This is a genomic window from Acinetobacter sp. ANC 5600, assembly GCF_002018395.1.
Taxonomy (GTDB): Bacteria; Pseudomonadota; Gammaproteobacteria; order Pseudomonadales; family Moraxellaceae; genus Acinetobacter; species Acinetobacter amyesii.
In genome coordinates, this window is sequence record NZ_MVKW01000003.1 from 355,285 (window position 1) to 381,587 (window position 26,303).

The 26,303-nt window shown below is 41.8% G+C and carries 30 protein-coding genes and 2 tRNA genes; 15 read left to right on the forward strand and 17 right to left on the reverse strand.

Translation table 11 applies throughout. The annotated features are described in order from the left end of the window. The first annotated feature begins 12 nt into the window (after positions 1-12). Entirely contained in the window at positions 13-1,185 is a 1,173-nt protein-coding gene (fadA, locus tag B1201_RS08545; protein WP_078193136.1) for an acetyl-CoA C-acyltransferase FadA, read from the forward strand. A 126-nt stretch (positions 1,186-1,311) separates the two neighbouring features. Further along, positions 1,312-2,160 (forward strand): hypothetical protein, encoded by an 849-nt coding sequence (locus tag B1201_RS08550; RefSeq protein WP_078193137.1) that lies wholly within the window; start codon positions 1,312-1,314, stop codon positions 2,158-2,160. A gap of 337 nt (positions 2,161-2,497) precedes the next feature. On the opposite strand, the gene tehB is transcribed toward B1201_RS08550, so the two are convergent. Further along, positions 2,498-3,370 (reverse strand): SAM-dependent methyltransferase TehB, encoded by an 873-nt coding sequence (tehB, locus tag B1201_RS08555; RefSeq protein ID WP_078193138.1) that lies wholly within the window; start codon positions 3,368-3,370, stop codon positions 2,498-2,500. A gap of 297 nt (positions 3,371-3,667) precedes the next feature. Between tehB and B1201_RS08560 the strand changes: the two genes are divergently transcribed. Then, positions 3,668-4,288 carry a hypothetical protein gene (locus tag B1201_RS08560; RefSeq protein WP_078193139.1) on the forward strand — a complete coding sequence of 207 codons (621 nt, stop codon included), beginning with the start codon at positions 3,668-3,670 and terminating at the stop codon, positions 4,286-4,288. 53 nt (positions 4,289-4,341) lie between these two features. On the opposite strand, the gene B1201_RS08565 is transcribed toward B1201_RS08560, so the two are convergent. From B1201_RS08565 to B1201_RS08610, 10 genes are all read right to left on the reverse strand, one after another. Continuing rightward, positions 4,342-5,703, reverse strand: coding sequence for a GGDEF domain-containing protein (locus tag B1201_RS08565; protein WP_078193140.1), 1,362 nt, complete (start codon positions 5,701-5,703; stop codon positions 4,342-4,344). A 377-nt stretch (positions 5,704-6,080) separates the two neighbouring features. Beyond that, positions 6,081-6,359: a hypothetical protein gene (locus tag B1201_RS08570; RefSeq protein WP_078190480.1), complete on the reverse strand. Its 279-nt coding sequence runs from the start codon at positions 6,357-6,359 to the stop codon at positions 6,081-6,083. 79 nt (positions 6,360-6,438) lie between these two features. After that, positions 6,439-7,188, reverse strand: coding sequence for a hypothetical protein (locus tag B1201_RS08575; RefSeq protein ID WP_078193141.1), 750 nt, complete (start codon positions 7,186-7,188; stop codon positions 6,439-6,441). 192 nt (positions 7,189-7,380) lie between these two features. Continuing rightward, on the reverse strand, positions 7,381-7,908 hold the full coding sequence (locus B1201_RS08580) for a hypothetical protein (RefSeq protein ID WP_227591847.1): 528 nt from the start codon (positions 7,906-7,908) through the stop codon (positions 7,381-7,383). A 193-nt stretch (positions 7,909-8,101) separates the two neighbouring features. Beyond that, positions 8,102-8,836: a class I SAM-dependent methyltransferase gene (locus B1201_RS08585; RefSeq protein WP_078193143.1), complete on the reverse strand. Its 735-nt coding sequence runs from the start codon at positions 8,834-8,836 to the stop codon at positions 8,102-8,104. 145 nt (positions 8,837-8,981) lie between these two features. Then, positions 8,982-9,707, reverse strand: a complete 726-nt coding sequence (locus tag B1201_RS08590) for a hypothetical protein (RefSeq protein ID WP_078193144.1) — start codon at positions 9,705-9,707, stop codon at positions 8,982-8,984. 30 nt (positions 9,708-9,737) lie between these two features. Continuing rightward, on the reverse strand, positions 9,738-10,178 hold the full coding sequence (locus tag B1201_RS08595; protein WP_078193145.1) for a hypothetical protein: 441 nt from the start codon (positions 10,176-10,178) through the stop codon (positions 9,738-9,740). 152 nt (positions 10,179-10,330) lie between these two features. Next, a tRNA-Phe gene (locus tag B1201_RS08600) sits at positions 10,331-10,406 on the reverse strand. Between the two features lie 137 nt (positions 10,407-10,543). Beyond that, positions 10,544-10,619, reverse strand: a tRNA-Phe gene (locus tag B1201_RS08605). A 194-nt stretch (positions 10,620-10,813) separates the two neighbouring features. Then, the gene (locus B1201_RS08610; protein WP_078193146.1) at positions 10,814-11,203 is read right to left on the reverse strand and encodes a GNAT family N-acetyltransferase; all 390 of its coding nucleotides are present in this window, start codon (positions 11,201-11,203) and stop codon (positions 10,814-10,816) included. A 98-nt stretch (positions 11,204-11,301) separates the two neighbouring features. On the opposite strand from B1201_RS08610, the gene hisB reads away from it, so the two are divergent. The 8 genes from hisB (at position 11,302) to B1201_RS08650 (ending at position 17,775) form a co-directional block, all read left to right on the forward strand. After that, positions 11,302-11,895, forward strand: a complete 594-nt coding sequence (gene hisB, locus B1201_RS08615) for an imidazoleglycerol-phosphate dehydratase HisB (protein WP_078190487.1) — start codon at positions 11,302-11,304, stop codon at positions 11,893-11,895. Next, positions 11,895-12,512 (forward strand): imidazole glycerol phosphate synthase subunit HisH, encoded by a 618-nt coding sequence (hisH, locus tag B1201_RS08620; RefSeq protein ID WP_078193147.1) that lies wholly within the window; start codon positions 11,895-11,897, stop codon positions 12,510-12,512. The genes hisB and hisH overlap by 1 nt, the downstream gene beginning before the upstream one ends. 130 nt (positions 12,513-12,642) lie before the next feature. Next, positions 12,643-13,152 (forward strand): DUF805 domain-containing protein, encoded by a 510-nt coding sequence (locus B1201_RS08625; protein ID WP_078193148.1) that lies wholly within the window; start codon positions 12,643-12,645, stop codon positions 13,150-13,152. Positions 13,153-13,382: 230 nt separating this feature from the next. After that, positions 13,383-13,856: a DUF805 domain-containing protein gene (locus B1201_RS08630; protein ID WP_171263766.1), complete on the forward strand. Its 474-nt coding sequence runs from the start codon at positions 13,383-13,385 to the stop codon at positions 13,854-13,856. Between the two features lie 174 nt (positions 13,857-14,030). After that, complete coding sequence (locus tag B1201_RS08635) at positions 14,031-14,696, forward strand: 3'-5' exonuclease (RefSeq protein ID WP_078193150.1); 666 nt, start codon at positions 14,031-14,033, stop codon at positions 14,694-14,696. Positions 14,697-15,129: 433 nt separating this feature from the next. Continuing rightward, positions 15,130-15,894: a hypothetical protein gene (locus B1201_RS08640; protein WP_078193151.1), complete on the forward strand. Its 765-nt coding sequence runs from the start codon at positions 15,130-15,132 to the stop codon at positions 15,892-15,894. Between the two features lie 193 nt (positions 15,895-16,087). Beyond that, complete coding sequence (gene hisA / locus B1201_RS08645) at positions 16,088-16,819, forward strand: 1-(5-phosphoribosyl)-5-[(5-phosphoribosylamino)methylideneamino]imidazole-4-carboxamide isomerase (RefSeq protein WP_078190493.1); 732 nt, start codon at positions 16,088-16,090, stop codon at positions 16,817-16,819. Positions 16,820-16,887: 68 nt separating this feature from the next. Then, the gene (locus B1201_RS08650) at positions 16,888-17,775 is read left to right on the forward strand and encodes a DMT family transporter (protein WP_078193152.1); all 888 of its coding nucleotides are present in this window, start codon (positions 16,888-16,890) and stop codon (positions 17,773-17,775) included. A gap of 90 nt (positions 17,776-17,865) precedes the next feature. Here the strand turns inward: B1201_RS08650 and B1201_RS08655 are convergent, their stop codons facing one another. From B1201_RS08655 to B1201_RS08665, 3 genes are read right to left on the reverse strand one after another with little or no spacing between them, the layout of a single operon-like run. Beyond that, positions 17,866-18,258: a DUF4870 family protein gene (locus B1201_RS08655; protein ID WP_078193309.1), complete on the reverse strand. Its 393-nt coding sequence runs from the start codon at positions 18,256-18,258 to the stop codon at positions 17,866-17,868. Positions 18,259-18,297: 39 nt separating this feature from the next. Continuing rightward, the gene (locus B1201_RS08660) at positions 18,298-18,924 is read right to left on the reverse strand and encodes a DUF1294 domain-containing protein (protein WP_078193153.1); all 627 of its coding nucleotides are present in this window, start codon (positions 18,922-18,924) and stop codon (positions 18,298-18,300) included. Positions 18,925-18,951: 27 nt separating this feature from the next. Further along, positions 18,952-19,902 (reverse strand): homoserine kinase, encoded by a 951-nt coding sequence (locus tag B1201_RS08665; RefSeq protein WP_078193154.1) that lies wholly within the window; start codon positions 19,900-19,902, stop codon positions 18,952-18,954. A 110-nt stretch (positions 19,903-20,012) separates the two neighbouring features. Here B1201_RS08665 and hisF point away from each other — a divergent pair, with 110 nt between their 5' ends. Beyond that, positions 20,013-20,774: an imidazole glycerol phosphate synthase subunit HisF gene (gene hisF, locus B1201_RS08670; protein ID WP_320109244.1), complete on the forward strand. Its 762-nt coding sequence runs from the start codon at positions 20,013-20,015 to the stop codon at positions 20,772-20,774. A gap of 375 nt (positions 20,775-21,149) precedes the next feature. Here the strand turns inward: hisF and B1201_RS08675 are convergent, their stop codons facing one another. After that, a complete protein-coding gene (locus tag B1201_RS08675) occupies positions 21,150-21,770 on the reverse strand; it encodes a hypothetical protein (RefSeq protein WP_078193155.1) in 621 nt (206 codons plus the stop codon). Between the two features lie 111 nt (positions 21,771-21,881). On the opposite strand from B1201_RS08675, the gene B1201_RS08680 reads away from it, so the two are divergent. Further along, complete coding sequence (locus B1201_RS08680) at positions 21,882-22,892, forward strand: AraC family transcriptional regulator (RefSeq protein WP_078193156.1); 1,011 nt, start codon at positions 21,882-21,884, stop codon at positions 22,890-22,892. 166 nt (positions 22,893-23,058) lie between these two features. Continuing rightward, positions 23,059-23,745, forward strand: a complete 687-nt coding sequence (gene aqpZ / locus B1201_RS08685) for an aquaporin Z (protein WP_078193157.1) — start codon at positions 23,059-23,061, stop codon at positions 23,743-23,745. A 97-nt stretch (positions 23,746-23,842) separates the two neighbouring features. Here aqpZ and B1201_RS08690 read toward each other — a convergent pair whose 3' ends face one another. Next, positions 23,843-24,091 carry a hypothetical protein gene (locus B1201_RS08690; protein ID WP_078193158.1) on the reverse strand — a complete coding sequence of 83 codons (249 nt, stop codon included), beginning with the start codon at positions 24,089-24,091 and terminating at the stop codon, positions 23,843-23,845. 117 nt (positions 24,092-24,208) lie between these two features. Further along, positions 24,209-25,297: a DNA/RNA non-specific endonuclease gene (locus B1201_RS08695; RefSeq protein ID WP_078193159.1), complete on the reverse strand. Its 1,089-nt coding sequence runs from the start codon at positions 25,295-25,297 to the stop codon at positions 24,209-24,211. Positions 25,298-25,560: 263 nt separating this feature from the next. Here B1201_RS08695 and B1201_RS08700 point away from each other — a divergent pair, with 263 nt between their 5' ends. After that, positions 25,561-26,277 carry a hypothetical protein gene (locus B1201_RS08700; RefSeq protein WP_078193160.1) on the forward strand — a complete coding sequence of 239 codons (717 nt, stop codon included), beginning with the start codon at positions 25,561-25,563 and terminating at the stop codon, positions 26,275-26,277. Positions 26,278-26,303 lie beyond the last annotated feature (26 nt).

Consider the following 26,303-nt stretch of genomic DNA (forward strand, 5'->3'; position numbering starts at 1 on the left):
GGAGCAACGTGAATGGCTACTTTAAATCCACGTGACGTTGTCATCGTTGATGGCGTACGTTCAGCAATGGGTAAAACCAAAAATGGTATGTTCCGTAACGTCCGTGCTGACAGCTTATCTGCTGAATTAGTACGCGCGCTTGTTGCTCGTAACCAGTTTGATACCAATGAAGTTGAAGACGTAATCTGGGGCTGTGTAAACCAAACCCTAGAGCAAGGTATGAACATTGGTCGTAACATTGCGTTATTGGCTGATCTTCCAAAGACTGTTGCAGGTCAAACAGTGAACCGTCTTTGTGGTTCTTCTATGCAAGCAATCCACACAGCGGCTGCGCAAATTGCAACCAACCAAGGTGATATCTTCATCATTGGTGGTGTAGAGCACATGGGTCACGTTGGCATGATGCACGGCATCGACATCAACCCTGAAGCGTCTAAGCACTATGCAAAAGCATCTAACATGATGGGCTTAACAGCTGAAATGTTAGGTCGTATGAACGGTATTTCGCGTGAAGAACAAGATGCGTTTGGTGTTGAATCACACCGCCGTGCTTGGGCTGCAACACAAGAAGGTCGTTTCAAAAATGAAATCGTGGGCGTTGAAGGTCACGATGCGAATGGCTTCAAAATTCTGTGCGATATCGATGAAGTGATTCGTCCTGATGCAAACCTTGAAGCATTCCAAGCTTTACGTCCAGTATTCGATCCGAAAGGCGGTACAGTAACTGCTGCAACATCTTCAGCTTTGTCTGATGGTGCTTCTGCAATGTTGCTGATGTCTGCTGAACGTGCTCAAGCTTTAGGTCTTAAGCCACGTGCTGTGATTCGTTCTATGGCGGTTGCAGGCTGTGATGCTGCGATCATGGGTTATGGTCCTGTACCAGCAACTCAAAAAGCGCTTAAACGTGCTGGCTTGTCAATTGCTGACATCCAAACGTTTGAATTGAATGAAGCGTTCGCTGCGCAAGGTTTGTCTGTTCTTAAAGGCTTAGGCATTTATGACCAACAAGACCGTGTAAACTTGAACGGTGGTGCAATCGCTTTGGGTCACCCATTGGGTTGTTCTGGCGCACGTATCACAACGACTTTGCTGAACGTTATGGAACAGCAAGATACACAAATCGGTCTTGCGACCATGTGTATTGGTCTAGGTCAAGGTATCGCAACAGTGATTGAACGTGTTTAATTCTTAAATACGTGACTAAAAAGAACCCCGCTTTTGCGGGGTTTTTTAATAAAGATTTAATTAGATTATTAACACAATTTATGCATAATATGCATAGAAATCAAACAAAACCAAACAAGAGTTTCTATGAAAAATATTGTGTTACCACTGATCGCCAGTCTTGCATTTACAGGTTGTGCAACAACAAAAATCTCCGAAGAGTCGCGCCAAAAATTAAATCAGACCCAAGCTGCAATCCAAGTAAAACCTGTAGCGATTTTTGTGAACTCATGCCTTTTAACCAATGAATTAGGGAAAGATTTAGTACTCATCGAGCCTACTAAACTTACAAGTGAGAAGTTTATTCAAACTTTTACACAACAGTTAAACCAACATAATGTCACTGTTAGTACCTCTGCTACGCCGTTTATTTGTGGTTCAATGCCTGAAGAACAGCTTAAAAAATACGAATTTCAGGTTGATAGCAATTCTAAAAGAGCGCCTATCAGCACATATCCTCTTCTAAATCAAAATAGCAATATGACTGATGATCAACGTGCAGCAGCATTTGCACTTACTCAGTTTATAGCCAAAACAGATGCTGTAAATTTATCAAATGTTCGAAATAGAAATGCAAAACTAGATATGCCTCAGCTTGATGAAACAACTGTCAAGACTTTAAAAGAATGGGCAAACTCAAACTATATTTTTTTAGTTTCGCTTGATGGATTGAATGCATCTGTAGGAAGTAAATTTGCAATGGGTGCCTTAAGTGTAGGTGTAACACTAGCAACTATGGGTGCAGGTGCTGGAATAGTTACAGCATACATGCCTAAGGAGGGTCAGCAATACTCAGTTCGTTTATTAGACTTAGATAAGCAAACATTCGAATGGCATAAAGCTGACTTACTTAAAGGTAGAATCTACTCTACTAATAACCATAATTTACAAGCAGACCAAATCCTTAATCCATTGTTTGAAACTAAAGTAAATTAAGTTCAGGCTCAGATATAAAGTTGCATGCTGAGTACAACGCTTTTCAGCATGCAACAACAGAGATTAAGTGTTCAAATTTACCACATTTAGGCTTAACAAGGGTCAGCTCTAAATAAGTTTAAAAATTCATTTCGTTAAAATATTCTATGACCACTAAAAAATAATCAACATCATTTATTAACCTAAATTACTAATTTGGTTACATTTTATTAAATTACTCGACCTAAATATAAATACTGCCAAACTAACTCAAAAATGTTTCCATTATTTCAGTTTAAGTAAAGTAAGTGTTGAGTTGATCCCCAACTCTTCAACTCAACATCCTAAAATACTAGGCTTAAATTTTCTGCGCCAACAACGTCGCAAAATGCTGTTGAATTCGATTTCCCTCTGCATCCACCCGATGCAACTCACCGACATTTTCATTGTATTTCACGATCTTCCAGCCCTCGTATAGCGCACTTAACTCCCCTGCTTTAAACGTAAATGGAAAGTCAGGCTGTGCAGGTAAATCAGGCGTATCCATCGCGCAAACTATAAGGTTATAACCATTGATATTTGTCGCTTTCTGAATCTGCTGAATCAGCGGCTTGACTGTATTGGCCTCTAAAAACATCATCACCACAGTACAGCAAATAAAGTCGTATGTACCTATAATGCTTGGGTCAGCGTTTAGATCACGCTGCTGTACATGAATATTTTCAATGCCTTCCGCAGCGATCACCTCTTGCAGCTTATGCAAACTGTGTGGATTGACATCCCATGCATCCACCTCAAAACGCTGCTCAGACAGCTGACTTAAGTACAGCGAATTACGCCCCTGCCCACAGCCGACATCCAAAGCACGACCACCTTGCAAATATGGTGTTGCTGCCAAAATTTCTGAATGTGTTGGACTGAGCTGATACTTCTTATAAAAATAATCCTGTGCTAAGCAATAAAAACTTAACTGACATTGCACATCGTCACTCGCAGACACAATCTTGTGCCACGCCTGCGGTTCTATAAACGGTGGTGGCTGGTCTGGACTAAATACATGCGTGGAAAGGACATTTCCTGACGCATCTAACATGGCAAAATTTACTTCACCTTGCAGCACGGTGAGTTTTGCCCATGTGCCTGCTTTGGTATTGTGCTGTTGTTTAAAACCGTGTGGAATCGACTGCTGCGTCCACACAGGGAACTGTTTATAACAAATAAGCTGCTGCATCTGTAGTTATACCTCATGCGACGTTATTTTTATGCCATACCAATAGCGGAAATGTATATTCACCATAACGGCTTTAACAATGATTTTAAATCAGCTTTGAATTGAAAATTTCGAATGCTGTGCAATGTACGCTGTTTTTGTTTGTTTTTCTGCGTTACACCATGTTATCCGTTTGTAACATTGGGGGAATATTCACACAATCAAATCTCTTACTCTGTGCAGTGTAACCTAAGGGCTGTTGATAAGGCATAAAATTTACAATGCCTTATTTTAACTAAGTTTTATAGAGTGATGACTATGAACGCGATCAAAACTACTTTAGCTGTTGCTTTAGTTGCTGCTACAACTTCTGCTATGGCAACTACTGCTGTAGAACAAAAACCTGCGACTGCTGTTGAAGCTGTAAAAGCTCAAGCTGCACAAGCGAAAACTGCAACTGTAGCTGCTGCTCAAGCAACTAAAGATGCTGCTAAAACTCAAGTGGCTGTTGCAGAAAAAGCGACTCAAACTAAAACTTTAACAGTAAAAGAAACCACTAAAGCAAAAACTGCTGACATGAAAAAAGCAGTTGTAGAAAAAGCAGCAGCAACTAAAGAAACTGCAGTTGCAGCAAAAGATGCAACTGTAGCAAAAACTGTAGCGACTAAAGACGCTGTTGTTGCGAACACTGTTGCAGCAAAAGACGCGACTGTAGCAAAAACTGTAGCAACTAAAGATGCTGTCGTTGCAAAAACTGTTGAAGCAAAAGATGCAGCTGTAGAAAAAGCAACTGATGCAAAAGAAGCTGTTGAAACTAAAACTGAAGAAGTAAAAGCTGAAGCGAAAAAAGACTGCGCTAAAAAATGTGCAGAGAAAAAAGCTGAAGCAGCAAAAACTGAGAAAAAAGGTTTCTTTTCTTGGTTCAAAAAAGCAGCTTAATCGTTGATTAAATGCTAAAAAAAGATGCCTTCACGGCATCTTTTTTTGCCCATTTAGACTGCAATACTGCTTTCTGCTAACGGAATAATCTTTTGATAAACAAACTGATTTTTCCCCTGTGATTTCGCCTGATATAGGCAGGCATCGACATGCTGTAGAGTCGTGGAGTAATTAGACAAACTCAACTGTTGAAACTCGGCCAAGCCCATACTAAAGCTGACATCTAGCCTTAATTGATCTTTTCGAAACGGTACATGTTCGCAGCGTTCCAAAATTGTTTCACACAACATTTTACCCTGCTCCAAATCGGCACCTTCGAGCAAAATTAAAAATTCTTCACCGCCCCAGCGACTGATAAAACTCGCGCGAGGACTACAATTTTTTAAGATTTTTGCCAAATGCACCAAAACACTGTCCCCCATTTGGTGTCCATATTGGTCATTAATTTTTTTAAAATTATCGACATCGAGCAAAATGACACAGCCTTTATCAACCGCACCCTCTATAAATATTTGTTCTTTAAAAGCATGGCGATTTTTCAGCCCCGTCAACTCATCGCAAAAACTTACACGTTGCAAAGCCAAATACAGGCGTTTATTTCGTGCATATAGCTCACAAATAAACAGAAAAATGATCAGATAAATACCCAATGCCAAACGATAAGAACTGATCCGCGAGAGCATATGTACTTGTGCATCCGACCAATATTCCCCAGCCAATGGCATGGCACCATACCAGCCACAGATCAGCGTCATTAAACCAATCAGCCAGCAAAAGGTTTTGAGTTCGTATTTGATCGCGTAATAACACATCAATAAAGGCAAGACCATGCAAGCATAGAAGATCTGATCATTTGAGATCACATATTGCACGGCCAGTGCCACGATCAGATAGCCATAATCTATCCACGGCACATTCACCCAACGCTGAACACCAAATAATAAACATACCACAGCCAAACTTGTTGCAAATTGCTCTAGAAAATAATCAACAAAGGCAAAGTATTGGTTGTCCATCTGAAAGCACGCTACAAACAAGAGACTGCCTGCAAAAGCACTCACGATACTCGGAACAGCTAACATTAGGGTTCGCTTAAAGCGGCGTTTTTTTAAATGGCTCAGTGCCAAATAGGCTTTAATAAATACCCAAATTTGAAATGCCGAAATCGCACACAGGAGAAATTTATCCTCTAATGTCTTGGCGGGATCGACCATCAGCGAAGCCACAAAAATCGCACTAAAAGCATAGAGTACGATCAGTAAATCGTGGCTTAAATGCTTCCGCATTAAAATCATGCCATAGGCAGCGAATGCATTTACCACCCAAACAGGGCTAATGAATAATTCATAGGTATAGCCTATCGACACCAATGAAACCGCACATATGGCAAGCCATAGCAGTATTAATTTTTTCATACGCTAAAAAAAATCGTCTCTAAAAATGGCGATAAACCTTTCATTCAAAGCCAATCGGTCTAAGGTTAGAATGCTTGCAAGTTCAATACAGCTCAGCTTCTTATGCGATATGGGCTGCTGGCTAAAAATTTATGTTTAAATTTTCGGCGTATTTTAAGTGATTTAAGTCACACTATTGATTAATAGTTGTATTAAATTTGCAATTTAAACAATCAAAGACTGTTTTAAAGCCAATGTTTTTTGCGTTATTCATGCTAGTTCGGAACTCAGTTCCCAAAATGATGCTCGATAACAACAAAAAAGCCATCCGCTAAAGGATAGCTTTCACTTGTATAACATGTCTTGAAGCTGTGCTGAATAATTTGAATGAAAAGGACTTATTTTAATATTTGTAATTGTTCCATCAACCAAGCCATGTATTTGTCTTGATCCATAAAGTCAGGCGCCGTCCCTGTATCCAAACTATAAAATTGTTGATTAAATTCAATCACAATCTGTTCAGTCAGATGCCAATCTTCAATCATGCGAAAATACTGACTGAAGAAAAAACGGTTCTTGCCCCAATTGTTTAAACTTTCCAAACGTGGATATTGGCGGTTCGCGATAAAGTCGATATAGACCTGCTGAATATCATCAAAAATCTGAATAGCTCGCATGAGCATGGACCTCTATATGATGTAAAACCCTGCTATAAGCCACTTTATCGCGCAAATTTGAAAGAGTGATGACAGTCAGTTAAAGCTTTTGTTTCAACTCTGAACGGTTCTTTTGGCGGATTTCATCCATTTGCGCATTGAGCGCTAACATCTCTGTATAAAGCTGATTAAACTGCTTTAAAGGCGCATCTTCATAGAACATAAATAATTTATTTTTCTTTTCCCATTTATTGGCTTTCAGCACAGCAAAGAGCTCATCAGCCTTCGCCAAGCTTTGCTTTTCTAACTCAAATAAAGCATGCGACTCATCACTATCACGACTGTCTCTTAAACTCTGGGCAATTTGCTGACGAAACACCTGTTTGACCGCCAACTGTTTGGCCTGAGCTAAACCATTTTCCTCTTGCTGAGTGGTTTTTTGCTCATAAGCATCGACCACAGCATGCACCTGTTGCAACATTTGCTCAGTCTCTTGATATTGGTCTTTTTTATCTTTTAATAAGCGATCGATGTCGAGAAATTTATCCCAATTCAGTGCTTTAAGATCACGAATATATTGATTTCGCGCTTCTGCACGCTGCAGCATTTGGCTCAAAATAAAATCCGACATGATTTTATAATCACCCGTTAGCCGTGCATCTGTCACATTAAGTTGTATCGGTTCTTCCCAGTGCTGAGCTTGCTGAAAAATTTGCTCGGTTTTTTCGCGCAAAACCGTTTCATAGGTCGAGAGTTGCACAGCTTCTTTTTGCTGTACTGAATATTGATAAAACATCCATCCAAAGACCAATACCGTAGCACTGGCTAAGACAACAAAGATACGCGGCATAATGAGCTCCGAATGCCCTTTTATTCAGTTTAACCAAAAGTTTGAAGACTGACGATAAAATAGCCATGCTTTTTAAGGAGGCTATTTGAAATCATCAATATAGAAAGTCTTAAATTGCGCATGTCATCAAAACGAAAATTCATGGATAAAACATGAATTTTCGCCTTCAATTTGCTGTAGAGATGTATTCGATTATGGGGTCTTGATCGGATTGGTATTTAACTGACGGTCAATATTGCCAAGATTAATTTGATCACGACTGATTTGCACATTGGTCGCATTTCGGTCTATCCCAAAGGGTTGCAACATAATATATAAACCATTGCGTGGGTCAGAAGACTGCAAACCTGCGGCAATATCTAAAACATGCTGCTGCATCAAAGGTGATAAATTGGACATATCAGGCACTGCTGTCGCAGGCAAGACATCTACATTTGACACGATTGTTGCATCGACACCTTTGTTTTGCGTATCGCGCTCAAGTTGCATTACCCGTTGCTGTAAGGCTTTACGGCGATCGACCTGCTCTTGATACTCAACAATGCCCGTCTCTGCACGCATTTCACGCTCTGCCATAATGGTTAAAGCAGGCATCTGAATAGCTTGTTGTTCGGTATCCTCAGCTTTTGTAGTGGCTTTTTCCGCAGCCAAAGTACTCATAGCCGTCATTGCTGCACTAACAAAAACCAAAACGGAAACAGATTTAGGGAGATTCATCATGTTCATTCCGAGAGATTTAAAAATAAAAAATTGAAAAAATTTACACTGCTATTATTGTACAACAATTAATCAATTTACTAGATTTAAGCCCGACAAACGGCAGGAGAGCACAGCTTATTTAAACCTCACGTTGCTCATTCTAGACTTGAGATATCATCTTTTATCTATCTATATTGCGGCTACTTTTTCTTTTTTATACGGTCCCGATTCTTAACAGCACAGGAAATGACAAAGCAAACTCTTGCTGCGGATGACAGCTAAAGAAGTCATGCAAAGCTGCACATGGCTGAAGTGTCGGATGTTGCTGTTGGTAGTGTTTTAACCCAGACCATGTTTGCAGATAGTCTAAAATTTGCTGTGAACGCCACCTGTAATTTAAAAACAGCTGAGGTGTCGCTAACTCCTGAAATGGAAACGGAATACTACGATATTCTTCATCGATGTAACGACGTTCAACGTCCCAATAGCCCTTTAACGTGACAAAATACAGATCCAGTAAAAGCTGGTTTAATTCCGCATGTTCAAATTGCATCAGACCATAGCCCACAATGGCGATGTGACCATGGGGTTTCAATACTCGTCGTACTTCCGCATAAAAGGCAGCAAAATCGAACCAATGAATCGCTTGCGCAACTGTGATTAAATCCACTGAATGGTCAGCAAGCGGACAATGTTCTGCGCTGGCTTGCTCATAACGTACATTGTCTAAATTGGGTGCTTGTGCCAATTGTTCAGCACTCAGATCTGTCGCTAAAACCTGTTGAAAATAGGGTGCCAAACCTTTGGTAAATTGACCTGAACCTGCACCGCAGTCCCATGCCAGTTCACGCACGGCAACATGCTGCAAGATGCTATCGACGACTTCAGCAGAATAACTTGGACGTGCTTGTTGATACAGCGCACTCCCTGTAGAGAAAAGGTCTTTCATTGCGGAGATTCATTAGTTGTTTTTTTATCAGTTTAATCGAATTTTTAGGGTCGGAAACTAGCACTTAAGTCATAGCTTCAGCGATAACATTTGAGCTTCAAATATTTACTCAATCACTCAGCGATAACATTTGAGCTTCAAATATTTACTCAATCACGTGCTGTATATAAAAACTGGTCTGTGCAATCGGGCTTAATTGATCATTCATTTGATAATATTTCACATCATAATGACCAGTTTTCCATCCAGTCATAGGATAGAAACTCACCCAGTTTTGTTGCTGTTGCTCACTAACTTTGCGTGGCGTAAAGAGCAGCACTTCACCGCTATCACGATGCGTCCAACGCACCATAACTTGCGTATTGTTTGGAACTTTACCCATGGTATCAAAATGTGCATACAACGGCTGTGTGACATAGATTTCACGAGGTAAAACTTGATCTACATCTGTCTGTGATTGATCAGTCACATACGCTTGCCCTGCCAATCGCTGCTGCGGATCATTTTTGGCTTGTAGAAATTCGTCTAACATCTGCTGCGCAAACTGCTGCTTATTTTGAATCCCTGCAAAACTGTAATTGGGAAATGCCTGCTGTAAATATTGCCCCAATTGTTGATCTGAAGTCTGCTGAATAATCCTCTTTAGCTGAAGATGTTGGCCTTTGAGTTGTTGCTGTATATCTTTAGAATGAGGCTGATCCGAGGCATCTCGATCTAAAGCCAAGAGTGCCACAGGATTATTCGTCGCCAAAGAGACAAGCGAGTGCTCAGGTGGCGGTGACGTCAAGCTTGGTTGGTCATTCCACGATGCCGCAATATAGCCCAGTGCAAAACAGAGCAGTCCAAGCGCCGCATATTGAAGTCGCTTCACCTGTCACTCCACGAACCTATGTTCATTTGATTAAAAGCCACAGCGGAGCACTTCTGTGCCGACAATATACTCACCAGAGCTCATCGTAGTACCCGTATTAATCACCTGATTTAAGCTAAAGTTAGATCCAACTTTTAATTTAAGCAGACCATTATCACATGCTGCAGTTATTCTGCTGCCCGATTTCATATTGGATACACAGCCCGTTTTGGTCACGGCATAAATTGTTTGCCCCGCAGAAATACTGGTGCTGCATGATGCTGTAATTATTTTATCGAGCGATGATTCACATGAAGAACAATTGCCATTATCACAAAGCGCTGCTGCATTTTCACTTTTACATTCATAGGTCACACCATTTTGGATAATGGTTTTAGAATAGGAAGAATCGACATTACTGCCGCCCCCGCCACCACATGCGCTCAGCAAGGCACTCATACCGATCAAAACAGGAAATAATATTTTTTTCATAACCTTAACCCTTATTTTTTAATAATTTTCTTATAGCCATTGGGCTCATCATCTGGCATCGATTGTATCAGTTAAACTGTGCGAAATATCAACAACTAAAAAACAACAGACGAAAAAAAACCTCAAACAATGGTTTGAGGCTTTTTCGAATATGGTGGCGAGACCCAGGATCGAACTGGGGACACACGGATTTTCAATCCGTTGCTCTACCTACTGAGCTATCACGCCGATGCGGTGTATTAAGCCGTATCTTAGTTAATTAGTCAATCATATTTATAAAAATATTTTTTGTATGCATATTTTTTAGGCAAAAAAAATCCCTGATGGGATCAGGGATTGATAAACTGAAAAATCAGTTTTGAATATGGTGGCGAGACCCAGGATCGAACTGGGGACACACGGATTTTCAATCCGTTGCTCTACCTACTGAGCTATCACGCCGATGGGGCGTATTAAACAATTTAAGCTGTATGCCGTCAAGTATAAGCATGGGCTTTTTTCTCAAATGTTTATTTTTAAATCAATATTTCACACTAATCGCTTACTTTTTGTCTTATTTACATTTAAGTCTGAGTCAATTTAATTATTCAGACGAAAAAAAGACAGCACGGAGACTGTCTTTTAAAAATTGAACTTTACTCAACTACGTCAATTTTACCAATGTGTGCCAAACAGCGGTGGATCGCGCCACAACCCGGCTCAAAAGTCTTCACCCCTTTTTCTTCTTCCATACGTGTCGCTTCACTCACTAGACGTTCTGCAACACCACGCCCACGATTTGCAGGGTGTACCACAATATATTCAAGGGTTTTGCTTTCGCCTTGGCCTGTACACCAAATCGCGCCAATCAATTTTGTATTAAATTCTGCAGTGTAAACTAAGGTATACTGAGCTAAGTTCTGCTCAAGTTGTTCAATGGCATCTGAACCGTCGCTAAACTCAGGGCTGGTGTCATACAGTCGCTCAAGCTGGCTGCGCACTTCATCATTTTCCAAAGAAGTATAGGCATGTACGGTAATAGGCATTGATAAACCCTCCTGAGCAATCTAATATGCGGTGACTTTTCGTCACAGCGAAAATATTTTTTACATCAATCATTTTGACGTATTTGAGGAACGTGTCTATGACAGATCGTATCAGTGAAGTGGTAAGAAACACCAACGAAACCAAAATTCGAGTTCGTGTGAATCTTGATGGTACTGGTCAAGGCACTTTAAACACTGGTGTTCCATTTTTAGATCATATGATTGATCAAATCAAGCGACATGGTCTGTTTGATATTGATATTCATTGTGATGGCGATCTTGAAATTGACGATCATCATACCGTAGAAGACTGTGGGATTACACTTGGCCAAGCCTTTGCTCAAGCATTGGGCAATAAAAAAGGCTTACGTCGCTACGGTCACTTCTATGCGCCACTTGATGAATCACTGAGTCGTGTTGTGGTGGATTTATCTGGCCGTCCGGGTCTTTGGATGGATATTCCATTCACTCGCGCGCGCATCGGGACTTTTGATGTGGATCTTTTCTCTGAATTTTTCCAAGGTTTTGTGAACCATGCGTTAATGACGCTGCACATCGACAACCTAAAAGGTAAAAACAGCCACCACCAAATTGAAAGCGTATTTAAAGCCTTTGCCCGTGCATTACGTATGGCGTGTGAAGTTGACCCTCGTGCCGAAAATACTGTTGCGTCTACCAAAGGAACATTGTAATGACCCGTATTGCCCTTCTTGACTATGGCATGGGAAATCTTCACTCAGCAGCAAAAGCCCTTGAACACGTGGGTGCAACTGTTGATGTCACCAATGATCCTAAGCTGATTGCACAAGCAGATAAAATTGTGTTCCCCGGTGTGGGAGCAATGCGTGACTGTATGCAAGGCATGCATGATGCAGGGATTGATGAAGTCGTCCGTAAAGCGGCATTTAATAAACCTGTGCTTGCGATCTGTGTCGGCATGCAAGCCCTAATGCAGCATTCCGAAGAAAATGGCGGTGCAGATGCATTGGGTATTTTTGAAGGTTCGGTTAAACGCTTCCCTGATGTAGAGGGATTAAAAGTGCCGCACATGGGCTGGAACCAAGTGCATCAGGCAGACCCTAGCCACCCGATGTGGAAAAACATTGAGCAAGATGCACGTTTCTATTTCGTACATAGCTTCTATGTAGAGCCGCAAGACTCAAGCATTGTTGCTGCAACCTGTGACTATGGTTTGGAATTTTGTACCGCAATTCACAAGGAAAACTTGTTTGCGACACAATTTCACCCAGAAAAAAGTCATACAGCCGGTCTGCAATTGCTGAAAAACTTTGTGGAATGGGATATTTAAAATTCCTTCGCCGCAAAAAAGCCCGCTCCTTGCGGGCTTTTTTGTACTGTTTATTTTTCATTCTTTTATTTTCTATATATTCATTTTAGAATTTGCCTACTTATAAAAATACCAAAGCCTAGGAATAATAATGAATACCTTCACATCTGACTCACCGACCCAAGCCAGTGGTCGCTTTAGCCGTCGCGCTTATCTTGCATGGAATCTACTGCTCGGCATTATTTTTACACTAATTGCTGTTGTAGTCGGCCTGCTCATACCCGGCGCGCAAAATGCGCTGACTGAGGGTGCAATGTCGACGCCACTCATGATTATTTTCTTTATCATGTATGCCATCGTCATTTATTACAGCGTCATTTTCTTAATCCGTCGTTTACATGACCGAGACCATTCTGGATGGCTTGCACTGCTGATCTTAGTTCCTGTAGTGAATATATTGTTTGCGCTCTATGTGTTATTTGCGCCGGGTAATAGCGGTAGCAATAGCTTTGGACAACCACGCCCGACCAAAGGCTGGGAAACAGTACTCGCTGTTTTGTATATCGTGGTGTTTATACTCGGTATACTCGCTGCGATCATGATTCCGTCTTACCAAAACTATGTGATCCGCTCTCAGCAAACCACGATTCAACAACAATAATGATAAATCATTAGATGCCGCCTAGATCGCTCTAAACAGTAATACATCTACTCAAACAAGCTCACACATGTGGGCTTTTTTTGTACTTTACCTTTATAATCAACGCGCTTTTTATGTTCAGGATCAAATCCTGTACTTTTTCACATTTTTATGTCGTTTTTAGCTCAATTTTTTTGCGGCTAAAAATGAATGATAACTATACTTTTTACGATAATTTAAGATCATTTAATATGAATAATTCACCCAATATAAACTCTGGTTGGAACCGTGACGGTCGTTTTAATCGCATGTCTTTTATCGGTTGGAATGTCTTCTATGGCCTCATGCTAAGCATACTGATGCTACTGATCGTCAGCATGATGCCCAATACCCTCCATGCCCTAATAGCTCATGCTGAAAATCCAATGACGCAAGTGATTGGATTGATCCTAAATATTTTAATGCTGATCCCTTTGATGATTTTTTCAGTGCGTCGTTTGCATGACTTTAATCTCTCAGGCTGGTTTGCACTCTTAGAGCTGATTCCGTTGCTCAATATCGTTATGTGCATTGCGCTGATGCTCATCCCGGGGTCTGCAAATGCCAATCAATATGGTGAGCCACGTGAATCCAAAACATGGGAGGTGGTCCTCGCCTTTCTCTTTATCGGTTTATTCTTACTGATCTTGGTAAATGTATTATTTACTGCGCGTTTTCTGTTTTAAGTTACTGTCTTTAAACCTCTTGGTCACTGTGTTTAAGTGCCCTCGTCACTGTCATAGCAACGCGCTATGACAGGCAGGTGAGTCAATGGCTCATGCTCAACGCCACATCTCGGTATTTGCATTTCCCTACTAAACGCTCTAGGCTGCAACAACAAGCCTTTGAATTGAATCACAATGACTGATGCTCTACTGACACCTATTTTGCCAACAAAAGAACAGATTAAAGATTTTCCATTGTTCCAAAATTTAGTGCCAGAGCAGATCCATGTCATTCACAATGCCGAACAATGCCAACACTGGTCCGATGAATTACAGACAACTGCCTTATTCGGTTTCGACTCTGAATCTAAGCCGACTTTTCGTAAAGGTGAGGTCTCTACCGGTCCACATTTAATCCAACTCGCTACGGCGCAACAGGCGTGGTTGTTTCAAATGAACGAATGCACTTGGGAGTTTTTAAAGCCGATCTTGAGTAATCGTGATCAAATTAAAGTGGGTTTTGGCTTAAAAAATGATGCGCATTTATTTCGTAAAAAAGGCATCGAACTGAATAGTGTATTGGAACTCTCCAAGTGCTTTGCTTCTTTTGGCTTAAGCCAACCCGTCGGTTTAAAAAATGCCATGGCACTGCTTTTTCGTGTGAATTTTCCAAAATCTAAATCGGTCAGCACCTCGAATTGGGCCAAAAAGCGCTTAAGTCCGGAGCAAATTCGTTATGCCGCTGCCGATGCCTATGCCCCTGTTTTGGTCTTTGAAGAATTATTACAACGTGGCTTATTACCCAAAACCATTCCCAATACGTCTCTCAAACTAAGAATTCGTCCGCACATGAATTTATAAATCCTTAATTATTTTAATGATTTAATTTATATTCAGCGATGTAACCGCTCTGTAACTGGATATTGCCCCAATCTATGGCATGACCAAGTGCAAAGATCGGCTGAAGAGTGCCAATGAATTTGCAGTTTATTTGCACTAGAGATTTAAACAGTACGTTATTGCCTTAAAAATAGTCACAGCACAGTCTAAAAAAAATAAAATCGCACCTTTTAAGTACATTTATATCTTTGATTTAGCTCATTTTAATTACATTAATATACATTTATATTTTTATTCAACTAAGGTTTTGATCTCTCTAAGTTTTCTAGCAGAATTACATGATTTATCTCATTCTTTCTATACTTTCATAATTTGTTTTCATCAATCTCCTTTTGCTAAAACAAGTCTGCCAAATACATAACACATCATAATTTAAAAGCTTGGAGAACCTGACATGTTGAACTTATTTACAGGAAAAATCAGCGGTGTACTCAGCCTGACTTTACAAGGGATCAGTAAAGCGGTTGGACTGGTTTTAAATACTGTTTTGGATACAGTAGACACCGTATTAGAGACCGTAAGTAGCTTAACAGTGCCCTTAACGAATGCACTGACTGAGCTTCCGCTCATTGGTGGGACCATCGAAAAAGTACTCGCGGTTGAAAATCAGTTGGTCGGCACCTTAGGTGATGGCTTACATGCGGTAGCCGATCAACTAGCGACAGGTGATCTTCTCGGCGGTGTACAAACCGCTCTCAATGGTGTAACTGGTGTGGTCGGTCAAACCGTGACAGAAGCTGCAGGTTTGGTTGATCATATAAGTGGTGTTGCTGCACCAATCACAGACGCACTTTCTGACTTGCCATTGCTGGGCGGTCTATTGGATGCAGTAGGCGAAACTACGGGTAATTTAACTGGCTTGTTGGCTGAAACGGGCGACTATGTAGCCAGTATTGATCCTAGCGAATTATTAACAGCCGTCCTGAATGATCCATTAGCAAGTGTGGGTGGTGTCGTGCAAGATGTTTCAGGCACTTTAGATACCTTACTGGATGACATTGCACCGATTACATCGATTGCTACTGAACTTCCTGTGGTCGGTGATCTCGTTCAAGTGGTCGGTGAAAGTACTACAGCCCTCAATCAAGGCTTATACGATGTCGGTAGCTTACTTCAATCCGTAAACATCGATTTATTACACACAACCGCTTATGTTTAATGACTAAAAACACTAATACACAGCGCATTTTTATAGACCAACAATAAAATCCAATCCTCTATTTACACTGGCCTGACACATGTCAGGCTTTTTTAATTCATCAATTCTGATATTAGCATTTAGTGAATAGCCGTTTATTTGATAAGATTAGGCACAAATTCATTCTTAATTTGATTGAGCAAGGAGCGAAAGCATGCTGATCATCCCTGCAATTGACCTGAAAGATGGCAAATGTGTCCGTTTAAAACAAGGTCGTATGGAAGACGATACCGTATTTTCTGACGATCCAGTGGCAACTGCACAGCATTGGGTAAATGAAGGCGCGCGTCGCTTACATTTGGTAGATTTAAACGGTGCTTTCGCTGGTACACCGATTCATAAGCCTGTGGTTGAAGCGATTGCTAAAGCACAGCCTGAATTGCCAATTCAAATTGGTGGTGGTATCCGCTCTCTTGAAACCATTGAACACTACCTTGATGCAGGCGTCTCGTTTGTCATCATTGGTACAAAAGCGGTAAAAGAGCCTGAATTTGTTGAAGAAGCGTGCAAAAAATTTGCAGGCCATATCATTGTCGGTATCGATGCCATGAACGGCATGGTAGCAACGGATGGTTGGGCAAATGTCACTGATGTGAAAGCTACTGATTTGGCAAAACGCTTTGCAGATGCCGGCGTATCGAGCATCGTCTACACCGACATCGCACGTGATGGCATGATGCAAGGTGTGAACGTTGAACAAACCGTAAACCTTGCAACATATTCAGGCTTACCTGTTATTGCATCGGGTGGCGTGACCAACCTTGACGACGTGCGTAACTTAAAAGGCCAACCGGGCATTTTAGGTGCGATTACCGGTCGTGCAATTTATGAAGGCACATTGAACCTTCGTGAAGCTCAGTTACTGCTTGATCAACAAAGCTTGTAATATACCCGAGCAGAAAAGAGGTCTTCGGGCCTCTTTTTTATTTCTCCTCTTCGAATAATCAAATACACATGCCAACCGTACAATCTGCTTGGAAAGCCAAGTTTCCGCAGCTCGCACTCATCCTGATTACCATGATTTGGGGCGCCAGTTTTATCACCGTGCAATACGGTTTAAATTTTAGCAGTCCCGTGCTGTTTGTCGGTCTACGTTTTGCCGCAGCAACACTGGCTGTGAGTCTTTTATCACTCAAATATCTTAGACACTTTTCTCAATATGATGTCATTGCGGGCGCAAGTATCGGCGCGGTGATTGCGATCGGCTATGCGACGCAAACAATCGGCCTGCAAAGCATCAGCAGCAGTGAATCGGCTTTTTTAACTGCATTGTATGTGCCACTGGTTCCGATTTTTATGTGGCTGTGTTTTCGGCATAAACCGCATGTGATGACATGGCTAGGTGTGTGTTTGGCTTTTGTTGGTTTGGTCTTTTTAACTGGTAATGGTTTTGGCGCCATTCAGCTCAACTTTGGACAAATCATTACGCTGCTCGGGTCGATTGCCATTGCCTTTGAAATTATCTTGATCAGTTATTTTGCACCCCACGTCAATCTACGCAGAGTGACGGTTCTACAACTGGCATTTGCCTCACTGTTCTGTTTTTGCTTTGCTCCACTGGTAGGTGAAACCACATTGCCCAAATTTGAATGGCCATTAATCGCTGTACTCTGCGGATTGGGGCTGGCCAGCGCCGTGATTCAACTGGTGATGAACTGGGCGCAGCGTATGGTTGATCCTGCACAGGCGGCAATCATCTATGCAGGTGAACCGGTTTGGGCCGCAATCATTGGGCGACTTGCGGGTGAACGCTTAACACCGCTCGCTCTCATTGGCGGACTGTGTGTAGTGCTCGGTGTGATTGTGAGTGAATGGCGGCCGAAATGGTTAAAGAAACGCTAATTTCAGCTTCCTCTCTTAAATCAAAAAAGCGGCCCATACAGCCGCTTTTTTGATGCCAAGATTTTTATGCCAAAAAGTTCTGAACTCGCATTAGTCATACATCGGTCTGTTGTCATTGACACGAATTAAACCTTTAATCGCGCGGTACACAATCCATAACCAAGACAGTCCGATCACCGTGACACAGAAGGTACTCGCTCCCAGTGCCACACCCGCAAAGGCATTGGCATTATTGCCGGTAAAGAACAGAAAAATAAAAGGCACGAAAGCAATGATGTTCCAAATGAGATACCACCAAAACGTACGGATCTGCCAAATGAAATGGCTTTCAAAAATCGTGCCTCGGACATCACTGCGTTTGACGTAATTGATAATCAGCGCGAGGACCGCAAGCAAGCCGGCAGAAAAAATCGCCACAATATAAAGAATATACAAAATAATCGTGAGCAGGCGGTTTGGATCTTTATCAATGGAATAATTCATTTCGCTCTCCGTCATGATGATTTTGCGGATCATTCCACCCTAGATATGCAGGATATTAAATGGTGAAATTAGCCATAAAATCAGTAATATGTTAAAGGCTATGGTACAGAAATATATTTTTCGAAACGGTTGTTTTTGTGTTTTATGCCGCAAACGTTGCTGAGCCAGCCATGCCGCTGGCCACCCACCTAAAAAAGACAAAAGATGCAGCGTATTTTCTGGCACGCGTCGGTTCCCCATTTGCGCAGCTTCTTTATCTTGAGCATAGAACCAATAGGTCAGGACATTAATAATACTTACAAAAAGCAGCACCATGCCACTAAGCAAACCCGCCACAGACAAGCCCGCCAAGACTAGAATATAAATGATGCACACGATTTGCATCGGCTCTGCCTGACGCGGCATCTGTACCACATTTTTTTTATTGGGCCGTTGTGCAGCTTTGGTTTGTGAGGCTTTTAAATAATGCACTTGCTGCGCACGAAAGCGTCCGCGTTCGTCTAAGATCACAGCATAATCCAACGCGCAGCCCACGATTGGTCGTGGGCCGGGACGGGAAAAGTCTTTAATGTGCAAAAATACGCGATCTTTGGTGCTATCGTTCGGTTGAATGAAGCCGTAGCCCTTGTCATCAAACCATTCTACTAAGCGTCCTTGATCACGCATGCTTTTCCCTCTCGTTGTTTTTAAAATTTATGCAGTGACGAATTTTAATCGTTCAATCAGCATATTACGCATTTCAGCAGGGTTTTTCTGCAAAATATCATCACCTGTACGACCTTCTGCCGCATTTTTCTGTGCCACCTGTAAACGCATCATCCAGAAGCGACCCGCCGCCATCGCCAAATATAACTCTAGGCATGATTTTTCATCTGCGGTTAATGGACGCACGCTTTCATAGGCATTTAAAAAGGCAATGGCTTTGTCTTCATTCAAATGTACATCCGGATATTCAGTACAAAAGTCATTTAAAGTAATAGCAATATCAAACAAGAGTTCGTCTTTATTTAACTCATAAAAGTCTAAAATGCCGTTGAGTTGATCGCCGTCAAATAGAGTATTGTCACGGAACAGATCAGAATGAATAAAACCGGTAGGACGGTCTGGATACATCGCCGTTAAGATGTCATATAAGCCCAACAGATTGTTAAGTAACGTGGTATCTGCTTCATTTAATGTTGGACGAATATCACGTGAAACTTGTAACCAATAAGCATGATCACGATATTCTGCACGTTCCAAAGGGAAATCTTGTAAAGCCACATGCATTTTCGCTTGGGCTACAGCAATCGCTTCTGCTTGCGCTAAGCTCGCAGGCATGGGATGTTGACCTTGCATGCGTGGCGCAATCTGTGCAGGTTTATCCTTTAAGCTATGAATCGCTTTACCCGAATGATTCAGTGGTACAGGCACAGCTAGACCAGCCTGCCCCAAGTGTTCGAGTACAGGCACCAATTCCCCTGCACCTTGCTCGTCCATCTCTTCAAAAACGGTTAATACATACTGCGTGCCATTTTCGCAAACAATAAAATAGTTGGTATTTTGAATACCGCCTTGAATCGGAATCAGGTCAATCACCTCCAGTCCATAAGGTGCTGCAAAATCCTGAACTTCCTTTAAAGTCAAAGTGGTATAAACCGACATAGAAAACCTGCGAAAAAACTTACATATTTTTGATAGAATAACCGCTCCGACTACTAAGGTGTAGCATCTAAGTCGCGAAGTTTCATAATCGGCTGTTATTTTTGGAAAAAATTATGCTTGCTAAACGTATTATTCCTTGCCTCGACGTGGACAACGGTCGTGTAGTGAAAGGTGTTCAATTTCTTGATATTCGTGATGCAGGCGATCCAGTTGAAGTTGCACGCCGTTATAACGAACAAGGTGCGGACGAAATTACCTTCTTAGACATTACCGCAACCTCAAATGGTCGTGATACCACTTACCGTACAGTAGAGCGTATGGCTGAGTCTGTATTTGTGCCATTAACAGTCGGTGGTGGCGTGCGTAAAGTAGAAGATATCCGCCTGTTATTAAATGCCGGTGCGGACAAAGTTTCGATTAACTCTGCGGCTATTTATAACCCTGAATTTGTACAAGAAGCCTCTCAGCGTTTTGGCGCACAGTGTATTGTGGTTGCTATTGATGCGAAAAAAACCGGCGACAATAAATGGGAAATTTTCACCCACGGTGGCCGTAAAGAAACCGGTATCGATGCCATCGAATGGGCAGTAAAAATGGCGGACTTCGGTGCAGGTGAATTACTCATCACATCGATGGATGCTGATGGAACCAAAGCTGGTTATGACATTGAACTGATGCGTAATATTAATGACCGTGTGACCATTCCAACCATTGCTTCTGGTGGTGTCGGTAATCTACAACATTTGGCCGATGGTATTTTAAAAGGTGGCGCAGATGCGGTGCTTGCAGCCTCTATTTTCCACTTTGGTCAACACACCATTCCTGAAGCGAAAAAATATCTAGCAGAACAAGGCATTGAAATGCGCCTTTAATTGATTCATTTTCAATGAAGATTGAAGAAGAGCGATGATTCGCTCTTTTTTTTGCCTTGTTGCTTTGATGCCACGTCATTGACGTTGTAGCAGAGCATCGTCCATAAAATTCATTTACTATAGACATAAAAAAAGGAGCCTTGTCGGCTCCTATAAACCAAGAAAAACTACAGCACTTGGTCTGATACTTAAAACAAATGAAAAAATATACATAGCAACTTCATCAATCAACTCGTCGTGTACAAGCCTTTTGATGATTTAAATATAGGGCATTTGCACTGCATTTGATTGACAGTAGATTCATAATTTATTGACAAATTGCGACAGCTCAATTGAATGGCAAAGCTAGTTGTCAAAACCCATAGTGCGTTCATATTAGACCGTTTCAAAAAGTGCAGTTGGCTTTTCACGCTCAGCGACCCACTTTGCAGGAAATACCCGATTGACCCAGTGTGACAATGGTTTCGCAATCGCTGTCGGTAGTAACACACCTAGTGGATTCTGTTCCTGTAATTTCGCCGAGGAGATCACTCGAGTCCCTAAAATATAGTCAAACCACGGCTTAGTCACACACCAATTGGCATCCTGATTTGAGTTCATATGGTGGTCATAGTGCCATGGAATCTTTTTCATCGCCCACTCTGGCTCAAGATGTGCGCGACGATGGATATAATAATAATTCCCTGCGCAATACAGCACAGACAAACTCATTCCTTTGGAAATGGGATAAAACAGCGGGACAAATACCGCTGAAACTGCCACCAGTGACAATATTTCATTTTTCGTGCGCCAGTTCTGTACACCTTCAACATAGCCATGATCATGAAAATCTGTTTTTCGAACTTCACGATGATGCTCCCAATGTGATTTCATGCTTTTCGGTACTGGACTAAAACGTGGCTTGCCTGGCCGATGTGTCCCATGCAAAACATATTTATGTGCGAACCATTCAAAGGCATTGGCGACGACCAACCCTGCAATAAAACCTTTTAACATGACCAATATCTCCTTTTCTTAGCTCCAATATAGGTAATGAAAAGGGCTAGATATTGACCGTTTTTTTTAATATTATTGACAAAACACGACAAAATTTAGAATTAAAAAAATATGCATCAACTCAAGGACTATACAGGATCGGTCTATGGAGGACTGGGCCATTTGCTCTATGCTTATCATCAAGCTCAAGGCATTGCTATTCCTGAAAAACTGAATAAAGTTCAAAACTTAGAGCGTTTTGATTATGCCATTTGGCGTGATTTATTGATGGATTTAGATCAAAAGATCCAAAAGCCGGCGCTGGGTTTAGAAATTGCAGAACATGTTCAACCCAAACATATTGGCATTATTGCGTATATTGCCCTGTCCTGTGAAAACTTGGGCGAAGCGCTGCTCCGCTACCATGATTTTCATCGCTTAATCTTCGATGGCAGTCCATTGCTGATTGATATTCAAAATGATTTTTTTTCGATCGGTTGGAATGATTTACCCATGAATATGGCCAATCAATTGACCGATGAAATTGCGATTGCGTTAATGCTGCAGTTTCTAAAATTATTCATGCGTTTTGAAGATATCAATTTACACGAAGTGCATTTTCATAATCCTGCACCGAAAAATGTCGCTCAGTATGAACAATATTTTCGCTGCAAAGTTCGTTTTTCCCAAGAAAAGTCGAAGGTTATCGTTCCCATTCAAGAACTGTCTCGCCCTTTTTCCCAAGGCGATCAGACCTTACAAAAACTGTTGATGCAACAGGCACAGTCTTTATTAGAAAAACTGCCGAATACCACGCAAATCGACCAACGCTTACAGCAAGCCATCTTAATGGGTTTGCAAAAAAATCAGTTCCAAATTGAACATGTCGCTACGCAACTCAATCTTTCCGTCCGACAATTACAACGCCATTTACAACAACAAGGCAGCACCTATCAGCAACGTATGCAGGAAGTCCGCTGCATGATGGCTGAAGAATTTTTAAGAGACCCGCATTTAAGTTTGCAAGAAATTGCGTTACTGCTGGGTTATTCAGAACAGAGTGCGTTTCAACGTGCGTTTAAACAATGGCGAAACTTAACCCCACAGCAATGGCGCTTATCGCAAATTGAAGCAGCAAGTTAAAAATGTGACACAGTTATCATTTTAAATGTTGTGATTTTCAGCAAAATCTATTAAATCTATGCATATTCAATAAATGAATAAAACAACACTTCACAACTAGATTGCACTCATGCTGAGTGAAAGATTGAAAATCTATTCCAAATGACAAAAACAAATGGAGTTTTAAATGAATAAATATTTAGCAGAACTGATCGGTACCTTTTGGCTGGTCTTTGGTGGTTGTGGTAGTGCGGTCTTGGCTGCAGCCTTTCCTGAACTTGGCATTGGCTTCGCTGGCGTGGCACTGGCCTTCGGTCTAACCGTATTAACGGCTGCTTATGCGCTGGGTCATATCTCAGGCGGACATTTTAACCCTGCAGTGAGTATCGGCTTGTGGGCAGGCGGTCGTTTTGAAGCAAAAGAACTGGCTCCATATATTATTTCTCAATTACTGGGTGCAACCCTCGCCGCATTTATTCTATTCATCATTGTACAAGGTCAGGCCGGATTTATCGGTGTCGGCGGTTTTGCCACCAATGGCTATGGTGAGTTATCTCCTGGCAAATACTCTATGCTCTCAGCGTTAGTTATTGAAATTGTGCTGACGGCTGGCTTCCTGATTGTGATCATGGGAGCAACAGATAAACGCGCTCCTGCTGGATTTGCCCCAATTGCGATCGGTCTTGCGCTTACATTGATCCATCTCATCAGCATTCCCGTCACCAATACTTCAGTTAACCCAGCACGTAGTATGGGTGTCGCATTCTTTGCTGAAACTGCCGCGCTGTCACAAGTTTGGCTGTTTTGGGTAGCCCCTATCATTGGCGCGGTGATTGGTGCGGTCATCTATAAACTGATGGCAAAAGACGCATAAATAGAAAAAGACACCATAAAAAAGCTCACAACCTGTGAGCTTTTTTTCATTCATCCCGAATTGAGCATTGCGTCCTTCGACAGCCGATAACACAGCATTAAAGAAATGGATTTTCCACTTCGTTGTCTTCACCGCCCTGCGCTATTTTTTCAGCTAAGTTGGTTTCTGCCTCAAGCGTGGTCACCACATCATTGAAAAATGCCTGTAAAGCTTTCGCTGCAGCTAAACCTGCTTGGTCTTTCGTCACCTGTAAGTTGCCATAAATATTAATTCGATCTTGGCCATTTTCTAGTGTTAAGTCATGAATTGCATGCGACGCTGTGTCATTTTCAAATGCTTTAAACATGTTGGATATCCTTCTTTCTTTTTGTAGTGATGCAGCAATAGAAATACGTGAAAAAGATTTCAACTGCAAGCAATGATCCTCTTCATCACTCGCAGTTCAGCGCTATTAGCTGCTCGATTATTTCAAAATCTGTAGCAGATATTGCAAAATTTCTTCAATCAATTGTTTGACCAAGGCATCTTGATTGTTGTCATTTTCACTGCTTGCCATGGATGTCTCTCCCACAGAACCACCACTCGATTTAAACTCTTTTTGCAAACTTAAAATCTTGTCTTCTGCGACATCTGCAGCACACTGGCTTTCAGCATCCCAATGCAAATAAGCGATATCTTGATTTGCTTTTACTTGGGTGGCTTTGAGTGGCAAACGGTAGGTATTACGCTTTTGGTCTTCAGTTAATTCTGGAAAGAAATTAATTCCAGTCAGTTCTTCTAGCGCACAAATACTCATGACTTTGACTGTCGGTGCCGTATCTCGCAAGGTATTGTCTGCATAGTACACGCCTGCAACACCTTTTTTCGGCAAATAGATCGCCTTATAAGTAGCGGTCGGCACGATGACCCCTTGCCCGATGGTTTTTAATTTTTTCGCACTATATACCGGCCCCGTTACCACATAGACATCTTGCTTTTGTTTGGTCACTATCGCCCGTGTGGCTTCTTCTAACTCACGCCACACTTGCTGATTATTTTTTGGAGCTTGCGGCACCATATTGGCCAAAGAAAAACTGTCTAACTGCGCAGCTTTATTGGGCATATCGGCATTTGGCGCCATGTGTCCACGGTCATAGCCTGAAGATTTATAGTCTGAAAGCAAAGCCCGATATTCAGACGGCACGCGAGTCTCTTCATGAAAGTTATCTTCACGCGGAATTTTTTGACTCAGGCGTGCGGGGGTTAATGCTTCTGCAACCCAAAGCGGTGTCTTGGATATCCCTGAATACATGACATTAAAGCCATTAAAACACAGTGGAAAACTGTTTTTATGTAGGCTTTCACGGACCAAATAAGGTGGCACTTCACGATAAAATTGGTCCAAACAGGCGCTATTTGAAGTGCTGCTCATAGAAACAAGTTGTTGAATTTTTTCTTGCCCGAAAGCAATAGCAAAGCTTCCTGTTGCCACCAGACCCAACAGCACTTTTATGCCATTTTGCCCAAATAACTGTGAAAGCGGATTTGCTGAATTGCGTTTCTTTTTGACCATGACTTACAACAATGACTTCTAAAAGGACTATTTTTCCGCAGCTTAGCAAGGGTGCAAATTTTAGTACACTTTTCTTTTTTAATTTGCTTAACAATCACACAAATATTGTTTAACAAAGCAGCAGTTGATGTAACTTTATGTCGCAGTTGTGCAGTTCTTTATAGGAGGTCATGAAGCAGTTGCGTATGTTTCATTGAATTCGCCTCAAGAATTATGACAAGGTAAAAATACGAAAAATTGCGATAAAAATATACGGAGTGATTATGCATTCTAAAATTTTAGGTTTAGGTTTAATTTCAGGTTTAATGAGCGCAGCAGCATTTGCAGAGCCGCCGATTCAACCCGGTGATACATTAGAAAGCTTATCTAAAGTCAAAATTGTGACCACCGTGAATGGTCAACCTGGTTCCATTCAGGACTTAGTTTCAAGTGGCCAAGTTCAATTGGTTGAAGCTCCTGCCGGACAAGTCAATGCCGCTGCAACAGAACAGCCCTTAAACCCTGAACAGGCTCAGGCAAACCAAATCGATCCGAATGCCCCTGCAGTCCCTGCAAATGCTGAACAAGCCGTGACTGAAGCGGAAAATGCACTCGCAAATGAACAGCAAAGTGTAGCTGCCGCACCTACAGAGCAGTCTGTGCCAACTGAACAAACAGCAGTGGCCAATACACCTGAAGCCGCGGTAACTGAAGCACCTGTGGAAACAGCACAGCATGTACCTGAAGCCGTATCAACGGATGCCAACGCTGCACCCGTCATTGCCTCTTCTGCAGAAGCGCCAGTGAATGCCGATAGCGCATCGGCTGCATTACCTGAAGCCCCTCAAGCACAACAGGATGCTTTTATGGCAGCACCTGAAACTCAAAGTGCAAATCCTGCAGATGCATCAATTCAAGCCAACCCAGAAGCACCTGTTGCTGACGAAGCCATCCAAGCTGCGCCTGAAGCCTCTGCAGATGTAGACGCGACAATCAACTAATCAGCGTATTTTCAAGGATGAAATAA

Excerpts from the sequence above, each read along its gene's own strand:
- hisB (WP_078190487.1), top strand. The coding sequence starts at position 11,302 with ATGACAGATCGTATCAGTGAAGTGGTAAGAAACACCAACGAAACCAAA.
- fadA (WP_078193136.1), top strand. The coding sequence starts at position 13 with ATGGCTACTTTAAATCCACGTGACGTTGTCATCGTTGATGGCGTACGT.
- B1201_RS08565 (WP_078193140.1), bottom strand. The coding sequence starts at position 5,703 with ATGAAAAAATTAATACTGCTATGGCTTGCCATATGTGCGGTTTCATTG.
- B1201_RS08695 (WP_078193159.1), bottom strand. The coding sequence starts at position 25,297 with ATGGTCAAAAAGAAACGCAATTCAGCAAATCCGCTTTCACAGTTATTT.
- B1201_RS08655 (WP_078193309.1), bottom strand. The coding sequence starts at position 18,258 with ATGAATTATTCCATTGATAAAGATCCAAACCGCCTGCTCACGATTATT.
- aqpZ (WP_078193157.1), top strand. The coding sequence starts at position 23,059 with ATGAATAAATATTTAGCAGAACTGATCGGTACCTTTTGGCTGGTCTTT.
- B1201_RS08700 (WP_078193160.1), top strand. The coding sequence starts at position 25,561 with ATGCATTCTAAAATTTTAGGTTTAGGTTTAATTTCAGGTTTAATGAGC.
- tehB (WP_078193138.1), bottom strand. The coding sequence starts at position 3,370 with ATGCAGCAGCTTATTTGTTATAAACAGTTCCCTGTGTGGACGCAGCAG.
- B1201_RS08575 (WP_078193141.1), bottom strand. The coding sequence starts at position 7,188 with ATGCCGCGTATCTTTGTTGTCTTAGCCAGTGCTACGGTATTGGTCTTT.
- hisA (WP_078190493.1), top strand. The coding sequence starts at position 16,088 with ATGCTGATCATCCCTGCAATTGACCTGAAAGATGGCAAATGTGTCCGT.
- B1201_RS08690 (WP_078193158.1), bottom strand. The coding sequence starts at position 24,091 with ATGTTTAAAGCATTTGAAAATGACACAGCGTCGCATGCAATTCATGAC.
- B1201_RS08610 (WP_078193146.1), bottom strand. The coding sequence starts at position 11,203 with ATGCCTATTACCGTACATGCCTATACTTCTTTGGAAAATGATGAAGTG.
- B1201_RS08650 (WP_078193152.1), top strand. The coding sequence starts at position 16,888 with ATGCCAACCGTACAATCTGCTTGGAAAGCCAAGTTTCCGCAGCTCGCA.
- B1201_RS08585 (WP_078193143.1), bottom strand. The coding sequence starts at position 8,836 with ATGAAAGACCTTTTCTCTACAGGGAGTGCGCTGTATCAACAAGCACGT.
- B1201_RS08660 (WP_078193153.1), bottom strand. The coding sequence starts at position 18,924 with ATGCGTGATCAAGGACGCTTAGTAGAATGGTTTGATGACAAGGGCTAC.
- B1201_RS08625 (WP_078193148.1), top strand. The coding sequence starts at position 12,643 with ATGAATACCTTCACATCTGACTCACCGACCCAAGCCAGTGGTCGCTTT.
- B1201_RS08550 (WP_078193137.1), top strand. The coding sequence starts at position 1,312 with ATGAAAAATATTGTGTTACCACTGATCGCCAGTCTTGCATTTACAGGT.
- B1201_RS08580 (WP_227591847.1), bottom strand. The coding sequence starts at position 7,908 with ATGATGAATCTCCCTAAATCTGTTTCCGTTTTGGTTTTTGTTAGTGCA.
- B1201_RS08635 (WP_078193150.1), top strand. The coding sequence starts at position 14,031 with ATGACTGATGCTCTACTGACACCTATTTTGCCAACAAAAGAACAGATT.
- B1201_RS08630 (WP_171263766.1), top strand. The coding sequence starts at position 13,383 with ATGAATAATTCACCCAATATAAACTCTGGTTGGAACCGTGACGGTCGT.
- B1201_RS08675 (WP_078193155.1), bottom strand. The coding sequence starts at position 21,770 with ATGTTAAAAGGTTTTATTGCAGGGTTGGTCGTCGCCAATGCCTTTGAA.
- hisH (WP_078193147.1), top strand. The coding sequence starts at position 11,895 with ATGACCCGTATTGCCCTTCTTGACTATGGCATGGGAAATCTTCACTCA.
- B1201_RS08570 (WP_078190480.1), bottom strand. The coding sequence starts at position 6,359 with ATGCGAGCTATTCAGATTTTTGATGATATTCAGCAGGTCTATATCGAC.
- B1201_RS08665 (WP_078193154.1), bottom strand. The coding sequence starts at position 19,902 with ATGTCGGTTTATACCACTTTGACTTTAAAGGAAGTTCAGGATTTTGCA.
- B1201_RS08595 (WP_078193145.1), bottom strand. The coding sequence starts at position 10,178 with ATGAAAAAAATATTATTTCCTGTTTTGATCGGTATGAGTGCCTTGCTG.
- B1201_RS08640 (WP_078193151.1), top strand. The coding sequence starts at position 15,130 with ATGTTGAACTTATTTACAGGAAAAATCAGCGGTGTACTCAGCCTGACT.
- B1201_RS08680 (WP_078193156.1), top strand. The coding sequence starts at position 21,882 with ATGCATCAACTCAAGGACTATACAGGATCGGTCTATGGAGGACTGGGC.
- B1201_RS08560 (WP_078193139.1), top strand. The coding sequence starts at position 3,668 with ATGAACGCGATCAAAACTACTTTAGCTGTTGCTTTAGTTGCTGCTACA.